Source organism: Methylotenera versatilis 301 (assembly GCF_000093025.1).
Lineage (GTDB): Bacteria > Pseudomonadota > Gammaproteobacteria > Burkholderiales > Methylophilaceae > Methylotenera > Methylotenera versatilis.
The window spans coordinates 1,653,091-1,674,506 of record NC_014207.1 but is presented as its reverse complement, the minus strand read 5'-3'; the positions used below and the strand labels follow the sequence as shown (position 1 = coordinate 1,674,506).

Below are 21,416 nucleotides of genomic sequence, written 5' to 3'. Positions count from 1 at the left end.
ACTTTAAGTTTGATGTTGAAAAAATTAGTTTAATTGTAAAACGATACCTGCTAAAGGTGGCAATGTGATGACAAGTGATTGTTGATGATTCATCCAAGCAACATTTTCTGTATGCAAGCCAGAGCCATTACCTTGATTGCTACCGCCATAGCAACCAGCGTCACTGTTAAAAATCTCATGATAATTACCCGCTTGCGGTACGCCAATGCGATATGCATTTCGCAACACAGGTGTAAAATTCAGCACTATTATAACAAAACTATTGTCTAAACCCCGTCGAATATAGCTAACTATTGATTGATCGCTGTCATGACAGTCTATCCATTCAAAGCCTTGCACTTCAAAATCAAGCGCATGCAATGCATTGACGTCCTTATAAATTTTATTTAAATCAGTTGTTGCTTGCTTAACACCTTGATGCCATTGATGACCTTCATAGTCTTTGCCTAGCAAGTGCCAATCAAGGCTACTGTTGACATTCCACTCACGTCCTTGACCAAATTCATTACCCATGAAATTGAGTTTTTTACCAGGGGTTGTCATTTGATAAGTAATCAACAGACGCAAATTGGCAAATTTTTGCCATGCGTCGCCGGGCATTTTGTCTAACAGCGAATGTTTACCGTGTACTACTTCATCATGTGAGAAGGGCAGCACAAAGTTTTCAGAATAGGCGTACAGCTGACCAAAAGTCAGCATGTCGTGATAATAACGTCTGTGTACTGGGTCATGCTCGATATATGAAAGGGTGTCATTCATCCATCCCATATTCCATTTCATGTTGAAGCCCAAACCACCTAAGTACACTGGGCGAGATACGCCAGGCCATGCGGTAGATTCTTCAGCGATAGTTAGAACGCCAGCAAAGTCTTCGCCAACCATGACATTGAGTTGTTTTAGGAAGTCGATAACATCTAGATTTTCTCGCCCACCAAATTTGTTTGGCAACCATTCACCTGCTTTACGTGAGTAATCTAGATATAGCATTGAGGCTACAGCATCTACGCGTAAACCATCTATATGGAATTCAGACAGCCAGAAATAAGCGTTAGACATCAAAAAGTTACGCACTTCATTGCGGCCGTAATTGAAAATCAACGTTCCCCAGTCTTGGTGTTCACCTAGACGTGGATCTTCGTGCTCATATAGCGCAGTGCCATCGAACCTTGCTAATGCCCAATCATCTTTTGGAAAATGACCCGGCACCCAATCTAAAATCACGCCAATATTGGCTTGATGAAATGCATCAATCAAAAAGCGTAAATCATCTGGTGAGCCAAATCGGTTAGTCACGCCAAAATAACCTGTCGTTTGATAACCCCAAGACTCTGTGAGCGGGTGCTCTGAAATTGGCATCAATTCAACGTGGGTGTAGCCCATTTCAGTGACGTAAGGTACCAGCGTATTTGCGAGTTCACGATACGTTAAAAAATGACCTTGTTCGTTACGCTGCCATGAACCGAGATGCACCTCATAGCAGTTGAATGGTGCATGCAGCCAATCACGTTTTTGACGTGCATCTAGCCAGTTTTTATCTTGCCATTGATGCTGACTCGTGCTGATTTTTGCAGCAGTTCCTGGGCGTGGCTCAAACTCAAAACCATAGGGGTCAGTTTTAGCTAAAATGTGACCAGTGTGACGATTGCGAATTTCAAATTTATAGGTGTCATTCGTTGTTAAATGTGGGATAAAAATATCCCAAACGCCGCTAGAGCCATGCGCGCGCATGGAGTGTACTCGACCATCCCAATTGTTAAAGCTACCAATCACGCTGACGCGTTCAGCATTAGGTGCCCATACGGCAAATCGTACGCCCTCGATATTTTTTTGAGAGAGGCACTGCGCGCCTAATGTTTTATAGCCCTGTAATAAGCGGCCTTCGCCAAACAAGTAAAGCTCATCTTGCGTCAGGCTTGATGAAAATGTGTAGGGGTCATAGGTTTCGTACTCGCTACCACCAGCACTTACTTTAAGCAAACAGGGCGTTTTGATAGCGGTTTCGCTAGCCACCTCAAATAAACCATCCGCATGTGTTTTATTGAGCTTAGTCCATGTTCTGGAGTTTTTAACCCAAACTTCAGAGGCGCTTGGCAGGAACACACGGTAAACATAGGTGTTTTCAACAGCATGTAAACCTAAAAAGCTAAATGGATCGTGATGTTTTGCTTTTAAAATCAGTTTCAAAGAATCTGAATTTGCGTTTGAAGCTGACTTGGCTTTAGCGCTTGTTTTTGCGGCTACTTTGGTTGTTGAATCAACTGGAGTCGCTTCAGATTTATCCAAGATACATTCCCCCTCAATTTTTCTAAAAAATATATTTAATAATATTTGCTAGATTGCTAGTGTTTTAGCTAGATTATAGTGCTTTAAGCTGATTATAATGTAAACGAACACTGTAAGAACAAAAAATTAAACTAGTGAGCCCGGCTAGTTAAGTAAATGATTAATTAAACTTCAGGAGGGCGCTATGCCGCAAGATCAGCATTCAGACCGTTTCATTAGTACATTAACCAAAAATACCGCAGCTATTATTCTTGCAGGTGGGCGAGGTAGCCGCTTAAAAAACTTAACTGATTGGCGCGCAAAACCTGCCGTTCAATTCGGTGGTAAATTCCGAATCATCGACTTCCCACTCTCCAACTGCATCAACTCTGGTATTCGCCGCATTAACGTTGCTACGCAATATAAGGCGCAAAGCTTAATTCAACATCTTCAGCGCGGCTGGGGATTCTTACGTGGTGAATTTAATGAGTATGTGAATATTATTCCCGCGCAACAACGAATATCTGAAGAGTGGTACAAAGGGACAGCAGATGCTGTATATCAGAACTTAGATTTATTGCGTGAGGGCGGCGGTGAATATATTCTGATTCTAGCTGGTGACCATATCTATAAAATGGATTACGGCAAGATGTTAGCAACCCATGTAAAAAGCAATGCTGATATGACGGTGGCGTGCATCAATGTGCCCTTAGAAGATGCCAAAGGGTTTGGTGTGTTGGCGGTTGATGGTACAGATCGCGTGATTGAATTTGCTGAAAAGCCCGCCAACCCTAAACATATGCCTGGTGATACTACCAAGGCTTTTGCGAGTATGGGTATCTACGTATTTAATGCTAAATTCTTATATGAGCAGCTTATCCGCGATGCTGGCGACCCAAAATCGACCCATGATTTTGGTGGAGATATTATTCCCTACATTATAAAAAAATATAAAATTCAGGCACATCGCTTTACTGAAAGTTGTGTAGGTGCTCAAAACGGTAACTACTACTGGCGCGATGTTGGTACGATTGATGCTTATTGGGAAGCGAACATGGAGTTAACTCGAGTGATTCCAGAGCTTAATTTGTATGATAGAGAGTGGCCGATTTGGACATCACTAGAGCAATTACCGCCAGCTAAGTTTGTGTTTAATGATGAAGGTAGAACGGGTAAAGCAACGGATTCATTGGTATCAGGTGGCTGCCTAATCAGTGGTTCATGTGTGACTAACTCAGTGCTGTTTTCTGATGTCAGAGTGCACAGTTATTGTGATATTGAAGGCGCGGTTATTTTGCCAAAAGTGACCATTCATCGTAATGTGATACTCAAAAATGTGGTAATTGATCGTGGCTGTAGCATCCCTGAAGGTATGCAGATAGGCGTAGATTTGGCTTTAGACGCTAAACGTTTTTATGTGTCAGAAAAGGGCATCACACTTGTGACGCCGGACATGTTAGGGCAAGATCTGTATAGGGTAATTTAACGTAAATTATTGAATATAAATTAAATAGTTAAAAAATAATTTTTAACTATTTTTATTTAATTTAAGGTTGTTAATTCAAATGAAGCCAACTCGTCCTAAACTGTACATTAATCTTTACTGGCACATGCATCAGCCAGATTACCGCGACATTGTCAGCAACGAATATGTGCTGCCATGGACATATCTGCATGCAATAAAAGATTACAGTGATATGGCATATCACTTAGAAGCCAACCCAAAAGCGCGCGTCAGCTTTAATTTTGTGCCAATTTTGCTTGAGCAGCTAGAGGATTACACAACTCAGTTTAAGCAAAATCATATTCGCGACCCACTTTTGGCTTTGTTGATAGAGCCAGATTTAGCTGGTATCAGTTATCAGCAGTGTCGTTTAATTGTGAATAGCTGTTTCAAAAGCCATCACGAGAAAATGCTGAGTCCGTTCCCGCATTATCAGCGCTTATTGCAGCTTTATCAGCTCATAGAGCCAATCTCGGATGACAAAGAAGAGTTTCATTATTTGTCTGCACAATATAAAGCGGATTTATTAGTGTGGTATCACTTAGCTTGGTGCGGCGAGAGTTTGCGCCGTAATAACAAAGTAGTGCAGACACTCATGACTAAGGGGTTAAGTTTTACCTTAGAAGATAGAACACAATTGTTTGATGTGATAGCTGAAACAATTTCTAACTTAATTCCACGCTACAAAGCGTTGATGAAATCCAAGCAGATTGAGATTTCGACTACGCCATACTACCACCCGATTTTGCCATTATTGATAGATTTTAAATCTACGATAGATGCTATGCCGTATGCACCATTACCTAAATATGCCCGATATGCAGGTGGGCAAGAGCGTGCTGCGGCTCATGTAGTTGCCGCAAGTAAATATCATACTAATTTATTTGGTCAACTACCCCGTGGAATGTGGCCTGCAGAAGGTGGCGTGTCTAATGCCGCGCTCTCCTTGATGGCAGAGCATGGCGTGGAGTGGGCGGCTACAGGGCAGGCAGTGCTGGCTAACAGCTTGTTGAAGTCGCAGATGGGTCTACAAGATAAGAGTGAATACCTCTATCAACCATACCGTGTGACGAATGGTAAAGAAGATATTTTATGCTTTTTTAGAGATGATAATCTTTCAGATAAAATCGGCTTTGAATATGCAAAAATGCATACGCCAGATGCCGTGAGTGACTTCATTCAAACCTTAGAGGGTATCCACAAAGCCAATTCCAATGAATACGCCAAAGTCGTTAGCGTTATATTGGATGGTGAAAATGCTTGGGAATACTACCCATACAATGGTTATTACTTTTTGAACGAATTGTATGCGGCGCTGACCAATCATCCTGATATTGAAATGACGACTTACAGCGACATCGTTGATTTATATCAATCTAAAGAATACAAAACTAGAGGAATATCCGCTCCCGCTCTTTCACAAATAGCGGCAGGTAGTTGGGTATATGGCACATTTAGCACATGGATTGGTAGTAAGGATAAAAACTTGGCATGGGATTTACTCTGTGCTGCGAAAAAAACCTACGATGATGTGATGTTGAGTAATAGTTTAGATGCCAATCAATTAAAAGCTTGCGAACGCCAGCTTTCGATTTGTGAAGGCTCAGATTGGTTTTGGTGGTTTGGTGATTATAACTCGTCAGATAGCGTGGCGAGCTTTGACCAGCTGTATCGTCGTAATTTAATCAACTTGTATACTCTGCTACAACAGCCAGTACCTGCAATTTTGCATAAAACAATTAGTGCTGGTGGTGGTAATGCAGATAATGCTGGCACAATGCGTAGAGGGCAGGTTTAAGCTCAATGTAAGTAAGCGCATATAGATGTAATTAGTGTTAACCAGCTTCACGTCAACATAATTTTATGTAGGTAATAATGAAACGCACTAATTTATCTCTTTTATCTCAACGCCGATCAGGGGTGTTGTTACACATTAGCTCTTTGCCTAGCTCCCCTGACGCGCATGATTTCGGGGTAGGTGATTTAGGCGCAGAGGCTTACCGCTTTGTAGATTTCTTAAGTAGAATTGGCGTAAGCGTTTGGCAAACATTGCCAATCAATATGCCACATGCAGATAACTCTCCTTATCAGTGTTTATCAGCCTTTGCGGGCAATCCTGATTTTATTAGTCTTGAAAGACTACAATCACAAGGCTTGCTTAATCAAAAGGATTTAACTGGCGAGTCAATCAGTAAAGCCGATTTGATTGCAACAGCCTATGAGGTATTTCGAGAGCAAGCCAAGCAGGTAGAGTCTTTGGCAGAGAAAGAGCAGCTCAATTTCAAAAAGTTTTGTAAAAAACAAGCACGCTGGCTGAATGATTTTGCCTTATTTTTAGCATTACGTCATAAGTTTAATCTGGCTGGCTGGCAATATTGGCCTGATGGCTATAAAAACAGAGATGTTGCAACGCTTAAGCAGGCACGTAAAGAACTGGCACATGAAATCACTATTATCCAGTTTACCCAGTTTGTATTTTTTACCCAGTGGCTAGCACTCAAAGCTTATGCTGCGACTAAAAACGTTTATTTATTTGGTGACATTCCAATTTTTGTTGCGTATGACAGTGCAGATGTTTGGGCGCAGCCGCACTTCTTTAAGTTAGATGATTATAAAAATATGGAGGTGGTGGCAGGCGTGCCGCCAGATTACTTCTGCGCTACAGGTCAGCGTTGGGGTAACCCACACTATAACTGGGATGCAATGGCGGCCGATAATTTTAGCTGGTGGGTTTCGCGCATGGCAACACAAAACGCCTTGTTTGACATTGTACGCATTGACCATTTTAGAGGCTTGCAAGCTGCTTGGGAGATTCCTGCAAGTGAAGATACGGCAATTAATGGTCAATGGGTATTAGCGCCGGGTGAAGCTTTACTGGCAGCCATTTTTAAAGCCTTACCTAAGATTTGTTTAGTTGCAGAAGACTTGGGCATTATTACGCCAGAAGTGGATGCACTAAGGCATCAATACGACTTGCCGGGTATGAAGATTCTGCAGTTTGCGTTTAGTGGTCAAGATGATAATCCCTATTTGCCGCATCACATCGAAGCTAGTAGTGTGGCTTATACAGGTACGCACGATAATGACACAACACTTGGTTGGTATAACAGTTTAGATGATAGTCAGCGTGGTCATGTGCAGGCTTATATATATTCTTCACGTTCTGAGGAACATGATGTACACATGCCAGCTGACTTGATTAACCTTGTGTTTGAGTCTCATGCACAATTAGCGATTATTCCAATGCAAGATATATTGGCGCTGGATTCTAGTCACCGTATGAATACCCCAGGCACGTGCTCTGGCAATTGGCATTGGCGTTTTAATTGGCAACAGTTAATATTAGCTCAGGAAGAAAGTATTACTGAAGTGATTACTCGGACGGCAAGAAGTTAATACGATGGAGGCGTCATCATGACAGTATTAATTGGTATCGATGTTGGCGGTACAAATCTACGTTTGGGCGTAGTGGATTATGATGAAACTACGCCTAACATTCCTCCTCGCTTAATAGAGGAAAAACGCTTTCAAACTGATTTTTCTAATATGTGTAAAATTCACACGCCAGAGCAAGCATGGCGAGCCATTTTAAATGCGACAGCAGCGGCAATAGATAGTATGCATGTGAAGTATCCCAATATATCGGCCGTTGGCATAGGCTTTCCAGGTTTTATCGATCCGCATACGCAAAAAATTTCGCAATCTCCCAATTTGCCCGGTTTAGTTGACGTAGATTTAAGTGCCGATTTAAGTCAGCTGATAGAGCTGCCTGTCATGACGGAAAACGATGCATTAGCTGCAGCCTACGGAGAGTATGTCACGCGTGCTAGTCAAATCAATCATCTCATTTATTTGGGATTGGGCACAGGTGTTGGTGGTGGTTTGATTTTAAATGGCCAGCCGTTTCAAGGTCAGCATGGCGTGGCTATGGAAGTTGGGCATATGTCTGTTCATCCGAATGGTAGATTATGCGGCTGCGGCAATTATGGCTGCATGGAACAATATGCCTCAGCCAGTGGGGTTGCAATTAGCTATTTAGAAGCAACTGGTCAACAATATAACTCACACGAAATTGCACGCCTTGCTCATCAGGGTGACACACATGCTATTTCTGCCTATTCTTTAGCGGGTAAAGCACTTGCTCAGGCATTGGCACAGGTTTTAAAAGTAATCGACGTGACCAATGTAGTGATAGGGGGGGGCATGAGTGCCGCTTGGTCGCTTATAGAGCCAGCCTTTGCACAGCAGTTAAACGAAGATTTGATTCCAGCTTTACGTGGTAACGTGAATCTAAGTATCTCTAGCATGGGTGACCAAGCAGGTATTATTGGTGCCGCCATGTTGGTGCAAAAAAAATTCATTATTTAATTGTTGGTATTGAATGTGTTCATTGTTAGTAAATCTAAATTCGATGCCTCGCTTGGGGGTACATTGAATTTTTATATTATGTTGCCGATATTAGATAAATTAAGATTGCGCTGATATTCTTATGGTATTGCACACCAGTTAATTGATTGCTGATCTCTAACTATTGGTGGTTTTGCTGTGTTTTTATCGATTTTGAAGGGCTATCTCACGTATTGCAAAGCAGCTAGATATTTAAAATAAATAACATCAATTTTAAGAATAGAAGGTATGGTTTCTTGGAATAAAAAACGTTTGTTAGATTTAGTTAAGACTAGGCTTGCTCCTTGGTTAATTTCTGCCATGGTGTTGCTAGTTGGGCTAATCATTACTGCGGTTTTATGGCGCGAAGCTAACAAAAACCATACGGAAAATTTAAATGCAGCATTAGAGTACGCCGCAGATCAAACTCAAACCAACATACTCGCTCGCTTACATGCCTATGAAACCGTGATGCGAGGTGTGAAGGGTTTTATTGATGGTTCAGAAAGCGTGACTGTGAGTGAGTTTCGATCTTATGTTGACGCCTTAAAAATACACGAAAAAAAAACGGGGGTACTGGGAATAGGCTTAGTCACCATCGTGCCATATGCTGATAAAACTCGGCATCTCGAAGAAATTCGCAAACTGGGATTACCCAATTACAAAATCAGACCCGAGGGTAACCGCCAAGTATATGCGCCCATCATTCGTATGGAGCCTATGGCTGGTGATAATATTAAGGCTTTAGGTTTAGATGTATTTGCCGTGCCTATCGCCCGTGCTGCAATGGAGCGGGCTCGCGACTCAAATGAAGTCGCCATTTCGAACCACTTTACCTTGGTGCAAGATGCAGGTAAGTCAAACGTGTTTTCTTTTGTGATGTATCTACCAATTTTTAAAGCCGGTGCAAGACTTGATACGCTAAGTGCCAAGCGCACTAACATTAAGGGTTGGGTAGATGTGCCGTTTCGTATTAACGATTTAATGGCTGGGCTTAAGGGTGAGTTTGATCAAGACATTGGCCTTGAGATTCATGATGGCAATACGGTCTCGGGTCAATCACTCATGTATCGCTCAGCTACAAAGTCACCAAAATACAGTATTGCTGAGGGTATGCTACAAACCAAACGTCAGTTGGACTTTGCTGGACATACTTGGACATTGCTATTAAATACCACGCCTGAATTTGAGTTGCGTGTTACCAATCTTCATCAATCTAAAATTATTGCTGGAGCCGGCTTCGCCTTATCTTTAATGCTAGCTTTGCTAGCTTGGGTTTTGGTAAAAGGTCAACAAGTTGCAAAAAACCGGTATCTAAAGCTTTTTAAACAGTCTGGATCAGGTATTTTAGTGCTCAATCAAGAGCATCGCATTCTTGATGCTAACCCTGCAGCATTAGAGATGTTTGGTTACCAGCGTGAAGAGTTTTTAAGCCTTCACTTACCTAGAGTATTAGTCGATGCAGAAGTTGAGAGAGTAAATCCTGTTTTAGAAAGCATGATGGCTGGCGAGTCTCATACGGGGGAATGGGTACATGTGCGCAAGGATGGTACTAAGTTCATGGCAGAAGTGAATGCACGTAAATTAGATGATCATACTTACTTTGCTATTTTGCACAACCTGACCAATCGTAAAAAAAATGAGCATCGCATTCTTAGATTAAACAATCTGTATCAAGCATTGAGTGAAACTAACCAAGCGATTGTTCGCATGTCGGATGAGAATGACTTATTTCCTTTAGCATGCAAGTGCGCTGTTAAATTTGGCGGTATGCAAACGGCTTGGGTAGGGGTGCTAGATGAGGAGAGTAAGCTGATTTTACCTGTGGCGACTTATGGTCATGGCTTAGATTTCTTAGAAAGCCTTCAAATTTCGAGCCGTGCAGACATTCAAGAAGGTCAAGGGCCTAGTGGCACTGCATTTAGAGAGAATCACTACGTCGTTGTTAATAATTTCTTAGAAGACCCACTCACTCAGCCTTGGCGGGCATATTCGCATCAATATGGTTGGAAAGCTTTAGGGGCATTTCCTATTGCTCGAAATGGTAAGCCATTTGCCATATTTATTGTTTACAGCCCTGAAATAGATGCATTTGATCAAGAGACGATAGCACTATTGAATGAAATGACCTCTGATATTAGCTTTGCGTTGGATAATTTCGATCGCGAAGCACAGCGTCGCTTGGCGCAAGATAAGTTACAGTTAGCACAGTTAGAAGCCGCAGAATCACGTGACCGTTATAGAGATCTTTATGAGTTTGCGCCAATAGGTTATCTCTCTATCAGCAAGCATGGCATGATCACTGAAGTGAATTGGAAAGTGACTTCAATGTTAGGTGTGAAGCGTGGCGAGCTTAACGAGCAGCATTTTAGTCAATTCGTCATCGATGAAGAGAAATCTCGTTGGCAAAAGTTATTTTTAAGTATGCAGGATCTAGACGGCGGAGAAGAGCTAAATTTTGATATTAAACTGACGCATGTCAGTGGTGCGATCATCACCGCTAATCTCAACTGTTTGCGCATGGATGATGATGCTGAACAACCTATATTGCGTGTAGCGATGCTCGATGTGACCCAGTTAAAGCATACTGAGGAAGAAAAGCAACGCTCCGATGTTAGGCTGCAAGCGATCATAGATGCCATTCCTGATTTACTATTCGAAATTGACATTCATGGTCGATATTTTTCTGCACACTCGCCTAGTAAACACTTATTGCCGGTTCCACCAGAAGCCTTAATCGGAAAAACTGTGCGCGAAGTTATGCCAGAAGGTGCGGCTAACATTGTGATGTCTGCAATTAGTGAGGCATATGATACGGATAGGTCACAGGGTAGGCAGTTTGAACTGACACTGCCAGGAGGTAAGTTCTGGTTTGAACTTTCGGTAGCTAAAAAACCAAAAGTAGCAGGCGAAGATATTCGCTTTATTTTGTTGTCGCGCGATGTGACTGAGCGCAAGCAATCTGAATTAAAACTACTTGAAAGTTCCGCCAGTTTAGCTAAAGCCCAAGCCAGTGCGCACTTAGGCAGCTGGGAGTTAGATTTAACTACTATGGTTGGCAGTTGGTCTGATGAAAACTTTCGTTTGTACGACCTTGATCCAGAGTTAGGCACGCCAAGTTTTGCTGAATATCTTGAGCTAATTCATCCTGATGACCGTGACCTAGTGACCGATATTCAACGCCAATTAGCAACACTCATCGGCTCAATTCAATTTGAGTCCCGCACCAATCCATCTTTGGGAGCAGTGCGTACGTTGAGTAACTCAATCAAAGTCATTCGTGATGCTAGTGGACGGGCTATTCGTGCTACGGGCACTTCTTTAGACATTACTGAACGTAAGCTAGCTGAATTAGAGTTTCGCATTGCGGCTACCGCGTTTGAATCTCAAGAAGGCATGATGGTGACAGATGTTAATAAGATTATCCTTCGAGTCAATAAAGCTTTCACTAAAATCTCTGGGTATACGGCAGAAGAGGCGGTAGGTCAGACGCCGCGCTTAGTGAGTTCTGGCCATCATCATGAAGATTTTTACGCATCAATGTGGCAAAACATTGATGCAAGTGGTTATTGGGAAGGTGAGGTTTGGAATCGCCGCAAAAATGGTGAGGTTTATCCACAGCATCTCACGATTACCGCAGTGATGGGTGACAACGGTATTGTGACGAATTATGTCGCCACGTTTACCGATGTGACATTGCGGAATGCTGCAGAAGCTGAAATCAATCACTTAGCTTTTTATGATGTGTTGACGCGTTTACCTAATCGACGGCTTTTAATTGATCGCCTGAATCATGCTTTATCAGCTGGCGCACGTCTAGGCTGGGGTGGGGCTTTGCTCTTTCTCGATCTTGATCATTTTAAAACACTCAATGACACACTTGGTCATGACGTGGGTGACTTGCTGTTAAGACAAGTGGCTGACAGACTTACCGACTGTGTGCGTGAAGGCGACACCGTGGCGCGTTTAGGTGGTGATGAGTTTGTGGTTATGCTGGAAGACTTGAGTAAGCACCCTTTAGAAGCTGCCGGGCAGGCTGAGACTATTGCCAATAAAATTTTAATATCTATTAGTCAGCCTTACCAGCTTGGTGCAAGCGCATATCAGACAACGGCTAGTATTGGCGTTGTGTTATTTAGTGAAAATGAGCATTCTCAGGATGTGCTATTAAAACATGCTGATATTGCTATGTATCAGGCTAAAAAAATGGGTAGAAATACCTTATGTTTCTTTGACCCGAATATGCAAGAAGCGATTAATATGCGCGCTGCATTAGAAGTAGATTTACGTAAAGCCCTAGATAACAATCAGTTCGAGCTTTATTACCAAGTTCAGGTTGATCGATTGGGCAAGGCATTAGGGGCGGAAGCACTGATTCGCTGGATTCATCCAGAGCGCGGCTTAGTTTCACCCTTAGAATTTATTCCGTTAGCTGAAGAAACTGGCTTGATTTTACCAATAGGGCAATGGGTGTTGGAAACTGCCTGTGCTCAGCTTAAAGCATGGCAAACAAAACGGCAAACACAAGCCCTCACACTCTCAATTAATGTCAGTGCAAAACAGTTCTACCAAAACACATTCGCAAAACAGGTTCAGGCTGCGGTGAAGCATAGTGGTATTAACCCAATTCGACTTAAATTAGAGTTAACAGAAAGTATCATGCTGGAAAATATTGAAGCGACTATCACTAAGATGATGGAGCTAAAAAATATTGGTGTTAACTTCTCCCTGGATGACTTTGGTACGGGTTATTCCTCTCTGCAATATCTCAAGTTGCTTCCGCTATATCAATTGAAAATAGATCGGTCATTCGTGAGGGAAATTGCAATCGATACTAGCGATCAAGCCATAGTGCGTACAGTGATAGCTATGGCAGAAACCCTAAACCTAGACGTGATTGCCGAGGGGGTTGAAACTGATGAGCAGCGTGAACTCCTAATGAATTGTGGTTGTAATGCATACCAAGGCTTTCTGTTTGGTAGACCAATGCCAATTGCCCAGTTCAATCTAGCTCTTAAGCCCTAGGTTCTAAATTCACCAATTTTAGTAATAGCTTTGTAATGACCCCGTCATAATTCAAGCATAGTGTTTTGAGCTACTGTTGGTGTATGTAGTGATTCAATATTTTTTTGATTGCATGATGCATTAACCATCTGAAATGTTTGGGAAAAACATGCAATTACTTCGATTATTTGACACTAAATCTCCTGAAATTAACCAAAGTAAAATTTTACATGACATTATTGATCGTCAAACGTTAGCAAGTGTATTCCAGCCAATCATCAACATTCAAAGTGGAGTCATACTTGGGCATGAAGGGCTGATAAGAGGCCCAGAAAATTCAGATTTATATTCTCCGCATAATTTATTTAAATTTGCTAAAGTTGAAAATCGAGTGTGTGATTTGGAGTTAGCAAGCCTTAAAGTTGGATTGGAAAGTTTTGCAAAGCACGCCTGCTCAAATAAAATATTTGTGAATGTTAGTCCTGAGTGCTTACAGGAGTTTGGTCGTAACAAGCTTATATCAATTGATTATATTGAGAGTTTGGGCCTAAATCCTAAGAACATCGTGCTTGAGCTTACTGAGAGTTCTCCGACCTTTGATTATTCAGAGCTGTATAAGGTCATCGACAGTTATAGAAATGTTGGCTTTCAAATTGCGCTTGATGACTTAGGGGAAGGTTACTCAACATTAAGGCTTTGGTCAGAGCTGCGTCCAGAGTATGTAAAAATCGATAAACACTTCATTCACTCTATCAATTCAGACCCCGTCAAACTACAGTTTGTAAAGTCTATTCAGCAAATAGCTGATAACTCAAGTACTAAAGTGATTGCAGAGGGAGTGGAGACTGAAGCTGAGTTTGTTATTCTACGTGACTTGAATATTGCGTATTGCCAAGGATATTTGTTGGGTCATCCACTTCCAGAACCTATCCAGCATGTAAGTAAAAATATTCAGCATCTTTTTACACGAAAAACTATCAGCGTTTTTCCTAAGGCCGCTGGTACTGAACGGCAAGGTAATATTTTGAAGTTATTAGAGAAAGCGCCTTTCGTTACACCAGCTACAACTAATGATGAAGTGAATGTGATGTTTGAAAGTAACGAAAAGTTATTTTCGATTCCCGTTGTTGAAAATGGCATTCCGGTAGGCTTGATAAGCCGATTTAGTATGATTGATAGCTTTGTCCGGCCTTTTAGAAAAGAGTTATATGGCAAGCACTCATGTACAGAGTTTATGGACACAAAGCCTTTAATTGTTGATGGTAGCATTACCTATCATGAGCTTAGTGACCTGATTACTCAAATGGAGCCTCATCATTTAACCAATGGTTTTATCATTACTGAAAATGAAAAGTATATAGGCTTAGGTAGTGGTCATGCCTTGTTGAGAAAAATTACCGAAATGCAAATCAGCGCAGCTCGTTACGCTAACCCGCTGACTTTATTGCCGGGTAATGTACCGATAAACGAACATATAGACCGCTTACTAGAAAAGAAAAATACATTTTGGGCATGCTATTGTGATTTGGATAACTTTAAGCCATTTAATGATGCCTATGGCTTTAGGCAAGGTGACCTTGTACTCCAGCTGGTAGGTGAAACCTTAGCAAAGTCTGTTGATGTTAACTTGGATTTTGTCGGGCATATTGGTGGCGACGACTTTATTTTAATCTGCCAAACTACCAATTGGGAGGAGCGGTGTAATTTTATACTTTCTCACTTAGAGGAGGTTATCCCTACTTTTTATAGTGAAGAAGACCGAAAAATCGGTGGGATTGAGATTGATGATAGGCAAGGCAAAAGTACATTTTATCCATTCAGTACTTTATCGATTGGTGCGGTGAAAATTGTCCCAGAGGAGTTCGCTAGTCATTATGAAGTTTCCGCAGCCATGACAGTTGCGAAGAAGGAAGCTAAGCGAATCAATGGCAATAGTATATTTTATGAGCGTAGATTTAGAGGGGATGAGCATTAAAGTTATTGGTTAAATCAAATGCTTAGTATTTTAAATATCAGCCGTATCACTACTAAGTTTGTGTTGTTCTAATGCCCAATCAATATGTTCACGTAATAAAGCGGATGCATCATTCTTGCGGTTTTGCAGTGCTTCTAATATTTCGGGCGTAGTGCTTGCATTGCCTAAACCAACTGCAATATTGCGCAACCACTGTTCGTAGCCAATCCGGTAAATCGCGCTACCCGCCATATTCTGCTTGAACTGCGCTTCAGTCCACGCGAAGCATTGCACCAAACTGATATTATCCAAACCATTTTTGACTGCAAAATCTGACTCATGAGTGATTTCAGCAAACTTATTCCAAGGGCAAAAAAGCTGACAATCATCGCAACCATACACACGGTTTCCAATGAGCGACCTGAATTCAATAGGAATGCTGGTTTTAAGCTCTATGGTCAAGTAAGAGATGCAGCGCCTAGCATCTACCTCATAAGGCGCTGTAATCGCCTTGGTGGGGCATACATCTATGCAGCTAGTGCAGATGCCACAGTGATTGGTCCCAGCCTCATCTATTGGTAAAGGTAAATTGGTATAGATTTCACCTAAAAAAAACCATGAGCCGCGATTTTTATTGATGAGCAGGGTATGTTTGCCGCGCCAACCTAAACCCGCTTTTTCAGCCAAAGCAACCTCTAATACTGGTGCGCTATCTGTGAATGCGCGATAGCTGAAGTCATCTACTTTGTATTTTGTCATTTCTGACTGAATTTTTTCACAAAGCTTTTGCAGTTTGTTGCGCATCACCTTGTGGTAGTCACGCCCCATGGCATAGCGTGAGATAAAGGCTTTAGAGCTGTCTTGCATTATCGATTCACTATCTACGGCATTGGGCGGCATATAATCTAATCGAGCAGAAATCACCCGCAGAGTATTCGGCACTAATTCTGCAGGGCGAGTGCGCTTCACCCCATGTTTTGCCATATAATCCATTTCACCATGAAAACCTTTAGCAATCCACGCTTGATGCTCAACTTCTGCTTCTTGCAAATTGGTATCCGTGATGCCAATTTGATTAAAGCCCAGCGCCAATCCCCATTGTTTAATGTCATTGGCAAGCTGGGTAAACTTAGATTGGATAGTTTCGTTAAGGTCTGTCATGGATAGCAATTTTACACGTGATTTAGCCGACGAGGCAGCAACCTTAGCTTTTGGTGTTGCCCTTGCGAAGGCTATACAGCCAAATTTAACCATCTACTTGCATGGGGATTTAGGGGCAGGAAAAACTACCTTGGTACGCGGCTTGTTGCATGCTTTGGGGCATGTGGGGAAGGTTAAAAGTCCTACCTATACGCTGGTTGAGCCTTATGACATTAAATATAATGTAACTTCGAGTTTAATGTTGTATCATTTTGACTTATATCGTTTTAATGATGAAGAAGAGTGGGAGTCTGCTGGATTTAGGGATTACTTTAATGCCAATAGTGTGTGCGTGATTGAGTGGCCTGAGAAGGCGGAAAATGTGCTACCAACACCAGATATTAATATTACTTTTTCAATTAAAAATGTAGGTAAAAATTTAGGACGTAGTGTTAATCTATCAGCACACTCAACATTAGGACAACAATGTCTGCACACAATTTCTACTCAGAGCAAATGATTTAACATGATGAGCTTTAATAAAATGAACAATGCTTTTGGGTCATGTAAAAAAACCATATATTGGGGCTTGATGCTGTTGGTAAGTTTTACTTTTACAGAACTTAATTTTGCTGCATCAGCGCAAGCGGTGAATATTGTTACGGCTGCTCGTGTATGGCCGGCGCAAGATTACACGCGCATCACACTAGAGTCTGCACAACCGTTTGTTTATAAAATGTCCGTGATTCAAAATCCTGATCGCGTGGTGGTGGATATTGAAAATATCGATTTAAACCTCGTGGTTAAATCATTAAGCGAAAAGATTCTAGCAAGCGATCCTTATATTAAGCAAATTCGCGTCGCTAAGTTTCAGCAAAATGTGGTGCGTCTAGTCGTAGATTTAAAAACGGAAGCCAAACCCAACGCCTTTACTTTAATGCCAACAGGCGATTATAAATACCGCTTGGTGCTTGATGTTTATCCTCTTAAAGACCCACTCATGGCGATGATTGCAGAGCGTGATACTGTGTCTAACTCTACAAATGCTAGCTCATCTACACAAACTGAAGTGTCAAATCAAGTAACTGTTGCGCAAGAGTCAACTAGCAGTTCAAGCCAGCCACAGGTTATTGTAGAGCCTTTGCCGCCACAAATTGAGTCTACCGAACCCAATGCCACTAAAACAACTAAACCTGCTGAAACAACCAAGCCAGTTGAACTACCTATAGCTAAAGTAGAAGTTAAAACACTGGAAGTTAAGAACTCAGAAGTTAAAAACCAAGAGGTCAAAAGTCAGGGAGCTAGTCAAAATGCTGCACAAGACACAGCCCCAACCAAGTCAAAAAAAAGTGGCCGTCAAATCATCATTGCGATTGATGCTGGTCACGGTGGGGAAGATCCAGGCGCGCGAGGCGCCAATGGTAGCCATGAAAAAGATGTCACTTTAATGATTGCTAAAAAACTCAAAGAAAAAATTGATGGCGAGCCAAATATGCGAGGTGTACTCACGCGCGACAGTGACTTTTTTATTCCGTTGCATGGTCGTGTAGTGAAAGCACGCAATATGCAGGCTGATTTATTCGTCTCTATTCATGCAGATGCATTTACCAATCAATCCGCAAAAGGCTCCTCAGTATTTGCTTTATCTGAGCGCGGTGCAACCAGTGCCAGTGCGCGCTACTTGGCTAAAAAGGAAAATGAGTCTGATTTAATTGGCGGCGTGAGTTTAGATGATAAGGATCCTGTGCTGGCGAGAACCTTGCTTGATCTATCGCAAACCGCAACGATCAACGATAGCTTAAAGTTAGGTAAAGCAGTATTGACACAAATTGGTGCAATCAATACTTTACATACCAGCCGTGTTGAACAGGCGGCTTTTGCAGTGTTGAAATCACCTGATATTCCGTCAATTTTGGTTGAAACTGCTTTTATTAGTAATCCAGAAGAAGAGCGCCGACTGAACGATGCGGACTATCAAGATAAGCTAGTCACTTCGATTTTGACAGGAATTAAAAAATACTTTGCTACGAACCCAGCGCTAGCTAAAACCAAAGTGGCACTGGAATAATATCGCCTTGGAGTAATATCAAGTTGTTCCAATAGTGATTATCCAGTGATTAAGGGAGTCGATATGGAATTAACATTTCTAGGTGCCACAGGCACAGTGACAGGATCTAAATACCTGCTCACTTGCGAGACTGATAATGGAACTAGGCGCATTCTGGTTGATTGTGGCTTGTTTCAGGGCTTAAAACAGTTACGACTTAAAAATTGGGCAGCGCTACCAATCAATCCTAAAGATGTCGATGTTGTGGTATTAACACACGCACATATTGACCATACCGGCTACTTGCCTCTTTTTGTTAAAAATGGTTTTTCTGGGAAAGTGTACTGTACTGAGGCTACACGGGATTTATGCGATATTCTGCTGCCTGATTCGGCGCATTTGCAAGAGGAAGAGGCTGACTACGCTAATCGACGTGGTTTTTCAAAACATAAGCCTGCGCTACCGCTTTATACCAAAGAAGATGCCGACAATGCGCTGGAACTGCTAGTCGCAGTAGATTTTGAGCAAACCGTTGATTTGGGTGATGGCTTGACTCTTACTTTCACACCAAATGGACACATTCTAGGTTCAGCATTTGTCCGTATTCAGTACAAAAAAACGTCAATTGTCTTTTCAGGCGATATTGGGCGACCCAATGATATTTTGATGAAGCCACCCGTTAGGCTCAAGCAAGCAGATTATCTGGTACTGGAATCTACTTACGGAAATCGCTTGCACGAGCATGACGATCCCAAAGTTAAATTAGCAGCGGTGATCAATAAAACAGTCAAACGCAAAGGCGTGGTACTTATCCCTGTATTTGCCGTGGGCAGGGCGCAAGAGCTGCTTTATTACATTCACTTACTCAAGGTATCTGGCGCTATATCCAAAGATATTCCAGTGTATTTGAATAGCCCAATGGCCGTGGATGCCACAGCGATATTTAGCCATCATAGCGGAGAGCATCGCCTATCGCCAGATCAATGTAGTGCACTTAGTCATACTGCAAATATGGTCAATAGCGTGGAGGAGTCTAAGCGCTTGAATGAAACCAAAGGGCCTATGATTATACTCTCAGCAAGTGGTATGGCCTCTGGCGGTCGCGTAGTGCATCATTTGAAGGCCTTTGCGCCTAAACCAAACAACACCATTCTATTCGTAGGTTTTCAGGCAGCAGGTACACGCGGTTCAGCCATGTTGGATGGTGCTGAAAGCATCAAAATTCACGGTGAGTACGTGCCGGTTCGCGCTGATGTTGAGTTGATTTCCAATCTATCTGCGCATGCGGAGTATTCGGAAATCATTGATTGGCTGGGTGGTTTTGAATCGCCACCAAAAAAAACTTTTATTACGCACGGTGAGCCTGTTGCAGCTGATGCAATGAGGCTTCACATTGAAGAGCAGTTGCATTGGTCAGTTGAAGTGCCAGAATATTTAGAAAAAGTGACGCTTATTTAATAGCTTTTAAGCTTTAAATAATCAATTTCCCTTGTGGTATCTCCATAGCCTGCTTGGGTGAGTAGCGCACTTTCAATGTAACGACTGACACGCTGTCTGTAAGGACGGACTTCATCTCCATCCACAAAAGTATTTGGAAACTTAAAGCTTAACCATGCGTATAAGCTTAAGTTATGGCTTAACAATTCTGCTGCTTCTAAATGCTTAGGACTTTCTGACCCTAGCCAGTTGGGCGGGGCTGGTAAGTGACGCATTTTGGAGTCAACCACGCTTTTCAAACAAAGTAGGTAATAGTCTTTCTCAAACGCGACATCGAGCGAAATTGGCGCGCAGACGAAGATGAATTTGTCTTTGAGCGACATGGTAGGCGCATGCTCATCTACTAATATGGCTTGGGCAATTTGAGTGCTAAGTGACGTTTGTGCGAATAGCTCAGAATGTATACGCGTTCTTTGCTGATGGTAAATGAGGACTTCTGCGATTTTTCTGGTGTGTAATTTATGAGAAATTTCGCCAATTTGACTAAAGCTAATACTGACCGGCAGTTTTGTTAAGTCGGACGTATCGTCTGTACTTAGCATGTGCTCAATATGTATCAACTCATCGTTCTCGAATACGCTTATATAACCAGTATCATAAATGCCGAATCGACCTGCACGCCCAGCAATCTGGCGCACTTCGGTTGAGTTAAGGTGGCGGGAAGCTACGCCATCAAATTTATGAATATTTGAAAAAATCACACGTCGAATCGGCAGATTCAAACCCATGCCAATCGCATCGGTTGCCACCAAAATATCAGCTTTGCCTGTACAAAAACGCTCGGACTCGGTTCTGCGCACTTCAGGTGAAAGTGCGCCGTAGATGCTCGCCACGGTAAACCCCCATTGCCGAAACCTTGCGGAGAAAGTCAGCACATCTTTGCGGCTAAAAGCAATAATCGCATCACCTTTTTGTAGTTTTGGCTTTAATTTTTGACGGCTATAATGCTTGCCACAAATGCTTTCATCCTCTAACACCAATGGCGTTTTTCTAGCTAAATAAGTGATTTCATAGGTTTCATCCATGGCTTCAATAGCTGCAACGCAAGGCGCAGTCACAGCGGTTGAGCCGCAGATAAACACCTGACTTGCTGGTACGCCAACTAAGGCGGTCGTCCATGCACTACCTCTATCGCCATCTTGCAGCATTTGAATTTCGTCAATGATTGCAACTTCCACGGTCTTAGATGGATTCATCATTTCGATGGTAGAGGCAGTATGCTGTGCACCAGCCATTAACACACGCTCTTCCCCAGTAATCAGGTTACACGGTACACCTGCGGCAACTAGCCGATCACGAATTTCCATGGCTAATAATCTGAGAGGTGCTAAATAAACGCCAGACTGCGCTTTTTCTAGTGCGATAAGTGCCTGATAGGTTTTACCGGAATTAGTTGGACCTAGGTAAAAATGATGATGGCGATTAAGCAAGCGAGCTTGAGTAAAACTTTTTGCGTAATGTTGTGCCATTGATGATTTTTAACAGAATGAATACAGGTTAGGAATTTAGCTTAAACATTCAGTGTTGCCAATGAAAAAGTTTGTGATTCGTTGGAATGAGTTTTGCTTATGTAGCTATTAAAGCAAATGTTAAAGTAAAAAATTTGCGCACATAAATTTTTT

Annotated in this window: 12 protein-coding genes; 9 read left to right on the top strand and 3 right to left on the bottom strand. The window is 42.1% G+C overall.

Going from position 1 to position 21,416, the window contains the following annotated elements:
• Positions 1-24 precede the first annotated feature (24 nt).
• Positions 25-2,184: a 1,4-alpha-glucan branching protein GlgB gene (gene glgB / locus M301_RS07645; RefSeq protein WP_041359941.1), complete on the bottom strand. Its 2,160-nt coding sequence runs from the start codon at positions 2,182-2,184 to the stop codon at positions 25-27.
• A gap of 283 nt (positions 2,185-2,467) precedes the next feature.
• Here glgB and glgC point away from each other — a divergent pair, with 283 nt between their 5' ends.
• The 6 genes from glgC to M301_RS07615 all read left to right on the top strand — a co-directional run bounded on the left by glgC (position 2,468) and on the right by M301_RS07615 (position 15,131).
• Entirely contained in the window at positions 2,468-3,748 is a 1,281-nt protein-coding gene (glgC, locus tag M301_RS07640) for a glucose-1-phosphate adenylyltransferase (RefSeq protein WP_013148191.1), read from the top strand.
• Between the two features lie 79 nt (positions 3,749-3,827).
• A complete protein-coding gene (locus tag M301_RS07635) occupies positions 3,828-5,564 on the top strand; it encodes a glycoside hydrolase family 57 protein (protein ID WP_013148190.1) in 1,737 nt (578 codons plus the stop codon).
• Between the two features lie 77 nt (positions 5,565-5,641).
• Positions 5,642-7,162, top strand: coding sequence for a 4-alpha-glucanotransferase (gene malQ / locus M301_RS07630; protein ID WP_013148189.1), 1,521 nt, complete (start codon positions 5,642-5,644; stop codon positions 7,160-7,162).
• A gap of 18 nt (positions 7,163-7,180) precedes the next feature.
• A complete protein-coding gene (locus M301_RS07625) occupies positions 7,181-8,134 on the top strand; it encodes an ROK family protein (protein ID WP_013148188.1) in 954 nt (317 codons plus the stop codon).
• Between the two features lie 267 nt (positions 8,135-8,401).
• Positions 8,402-13,177, top strand: coding sequence for an EAL domain-containing protein (locus M301_RS14235; protein WP_013148187.1), 4,776 nt, complete (start codon positions 8,402-8,404; stop codon positions 13,175-13,177).
• Positions 13,178-13,325: 148 nt separating this feature from the next.
• On the top strand, positions 13,326-15,131 hold the full coding sequence (locus M301_RS07615) for a GGDEF domain-containing protein (RefSeq protein WP_013148186.1): 1,806 nt from the start codon (positions 13,326-13,328) through the stop codon (positions 15,129-15,131).
• 30 nt (positions 15,132-15,161) lie between these two features.
• Here M301_RS07615 and queG read toward each other — a convergent pair whose 3' ends face one another.
• Positions 15,162-16,271 (bottom strand): tRNA epoxyqueuosine(34) reductase QueG, encoded by a 1,110-nt coding sequence (queG, locus tag M301_RS07610; protein WP_013148185.1) that lies wholly within the window; start codon positions 16,269-16,271, stop codon positions 15,162-15,164.
• Between queG and tsaE the strand changes: the two genes are divergently transcribed.
• The 3 genes from tsaE (at position 16,270) to M301_RS07595 (ending at position 19,755) form a co-directional block, all read left to right on the top strand.
• Complete coding sequence (tsaE, locus tag M301_RS07605; protein ID WP_013148184.1) at positions 16,270-16,770, top strand: tRNA (adenosine(37)-N6)-threonylcarbamoyltransferase complex ATPase subunit type 1 TsaE; 501 nt, start codon at positions 16,270-16,272, stop codon at positions 16,768-16,770. The genes queG and tsaE overlap by 2 nt on opposite strands.
• 6 nt (positions 16,771-16,776) lie before the next feature.
• Complete coding sequence (locus tag M301_RS07600) at positions 16,777-18,318, top strand: N-acetylmuramoyl-L-alanine amidase (protein WP_420794844.1); 1,542 nt, start codon at positions 16,777-16,779, stop codon at positions 18,316-18,318.
• Between the two features lie 63 nt (positions 18,319-18,381).
• A complete protein-coding gene (locus tag M301_RS07595; protein WP_013148182.1) occupies positions 18,382-19,755 on the top strand; it encodes an MBL fold metallo-hydrolase in 1,374 nt (457 codons plus the stop codon).
• On the opposite strand, the gene M301_RS07590 is transcribed toward M301_RS07595, so the two are convergent.
• Entirely contained in the window at positions 19,752-21,263 is a 1,512-nt protein-coding gene (locus M301_RS07590; protein WP_013148181.1) for a helicase-related protein, read from the bottom strand. The two genes, M301_RS07595 and M301_RS07590, sit on opposite strands and share 4 nt — an antisense overlap.
• Between the last annotated feature and the right edge of the window lie 153 nt (positions 21,264-21,416).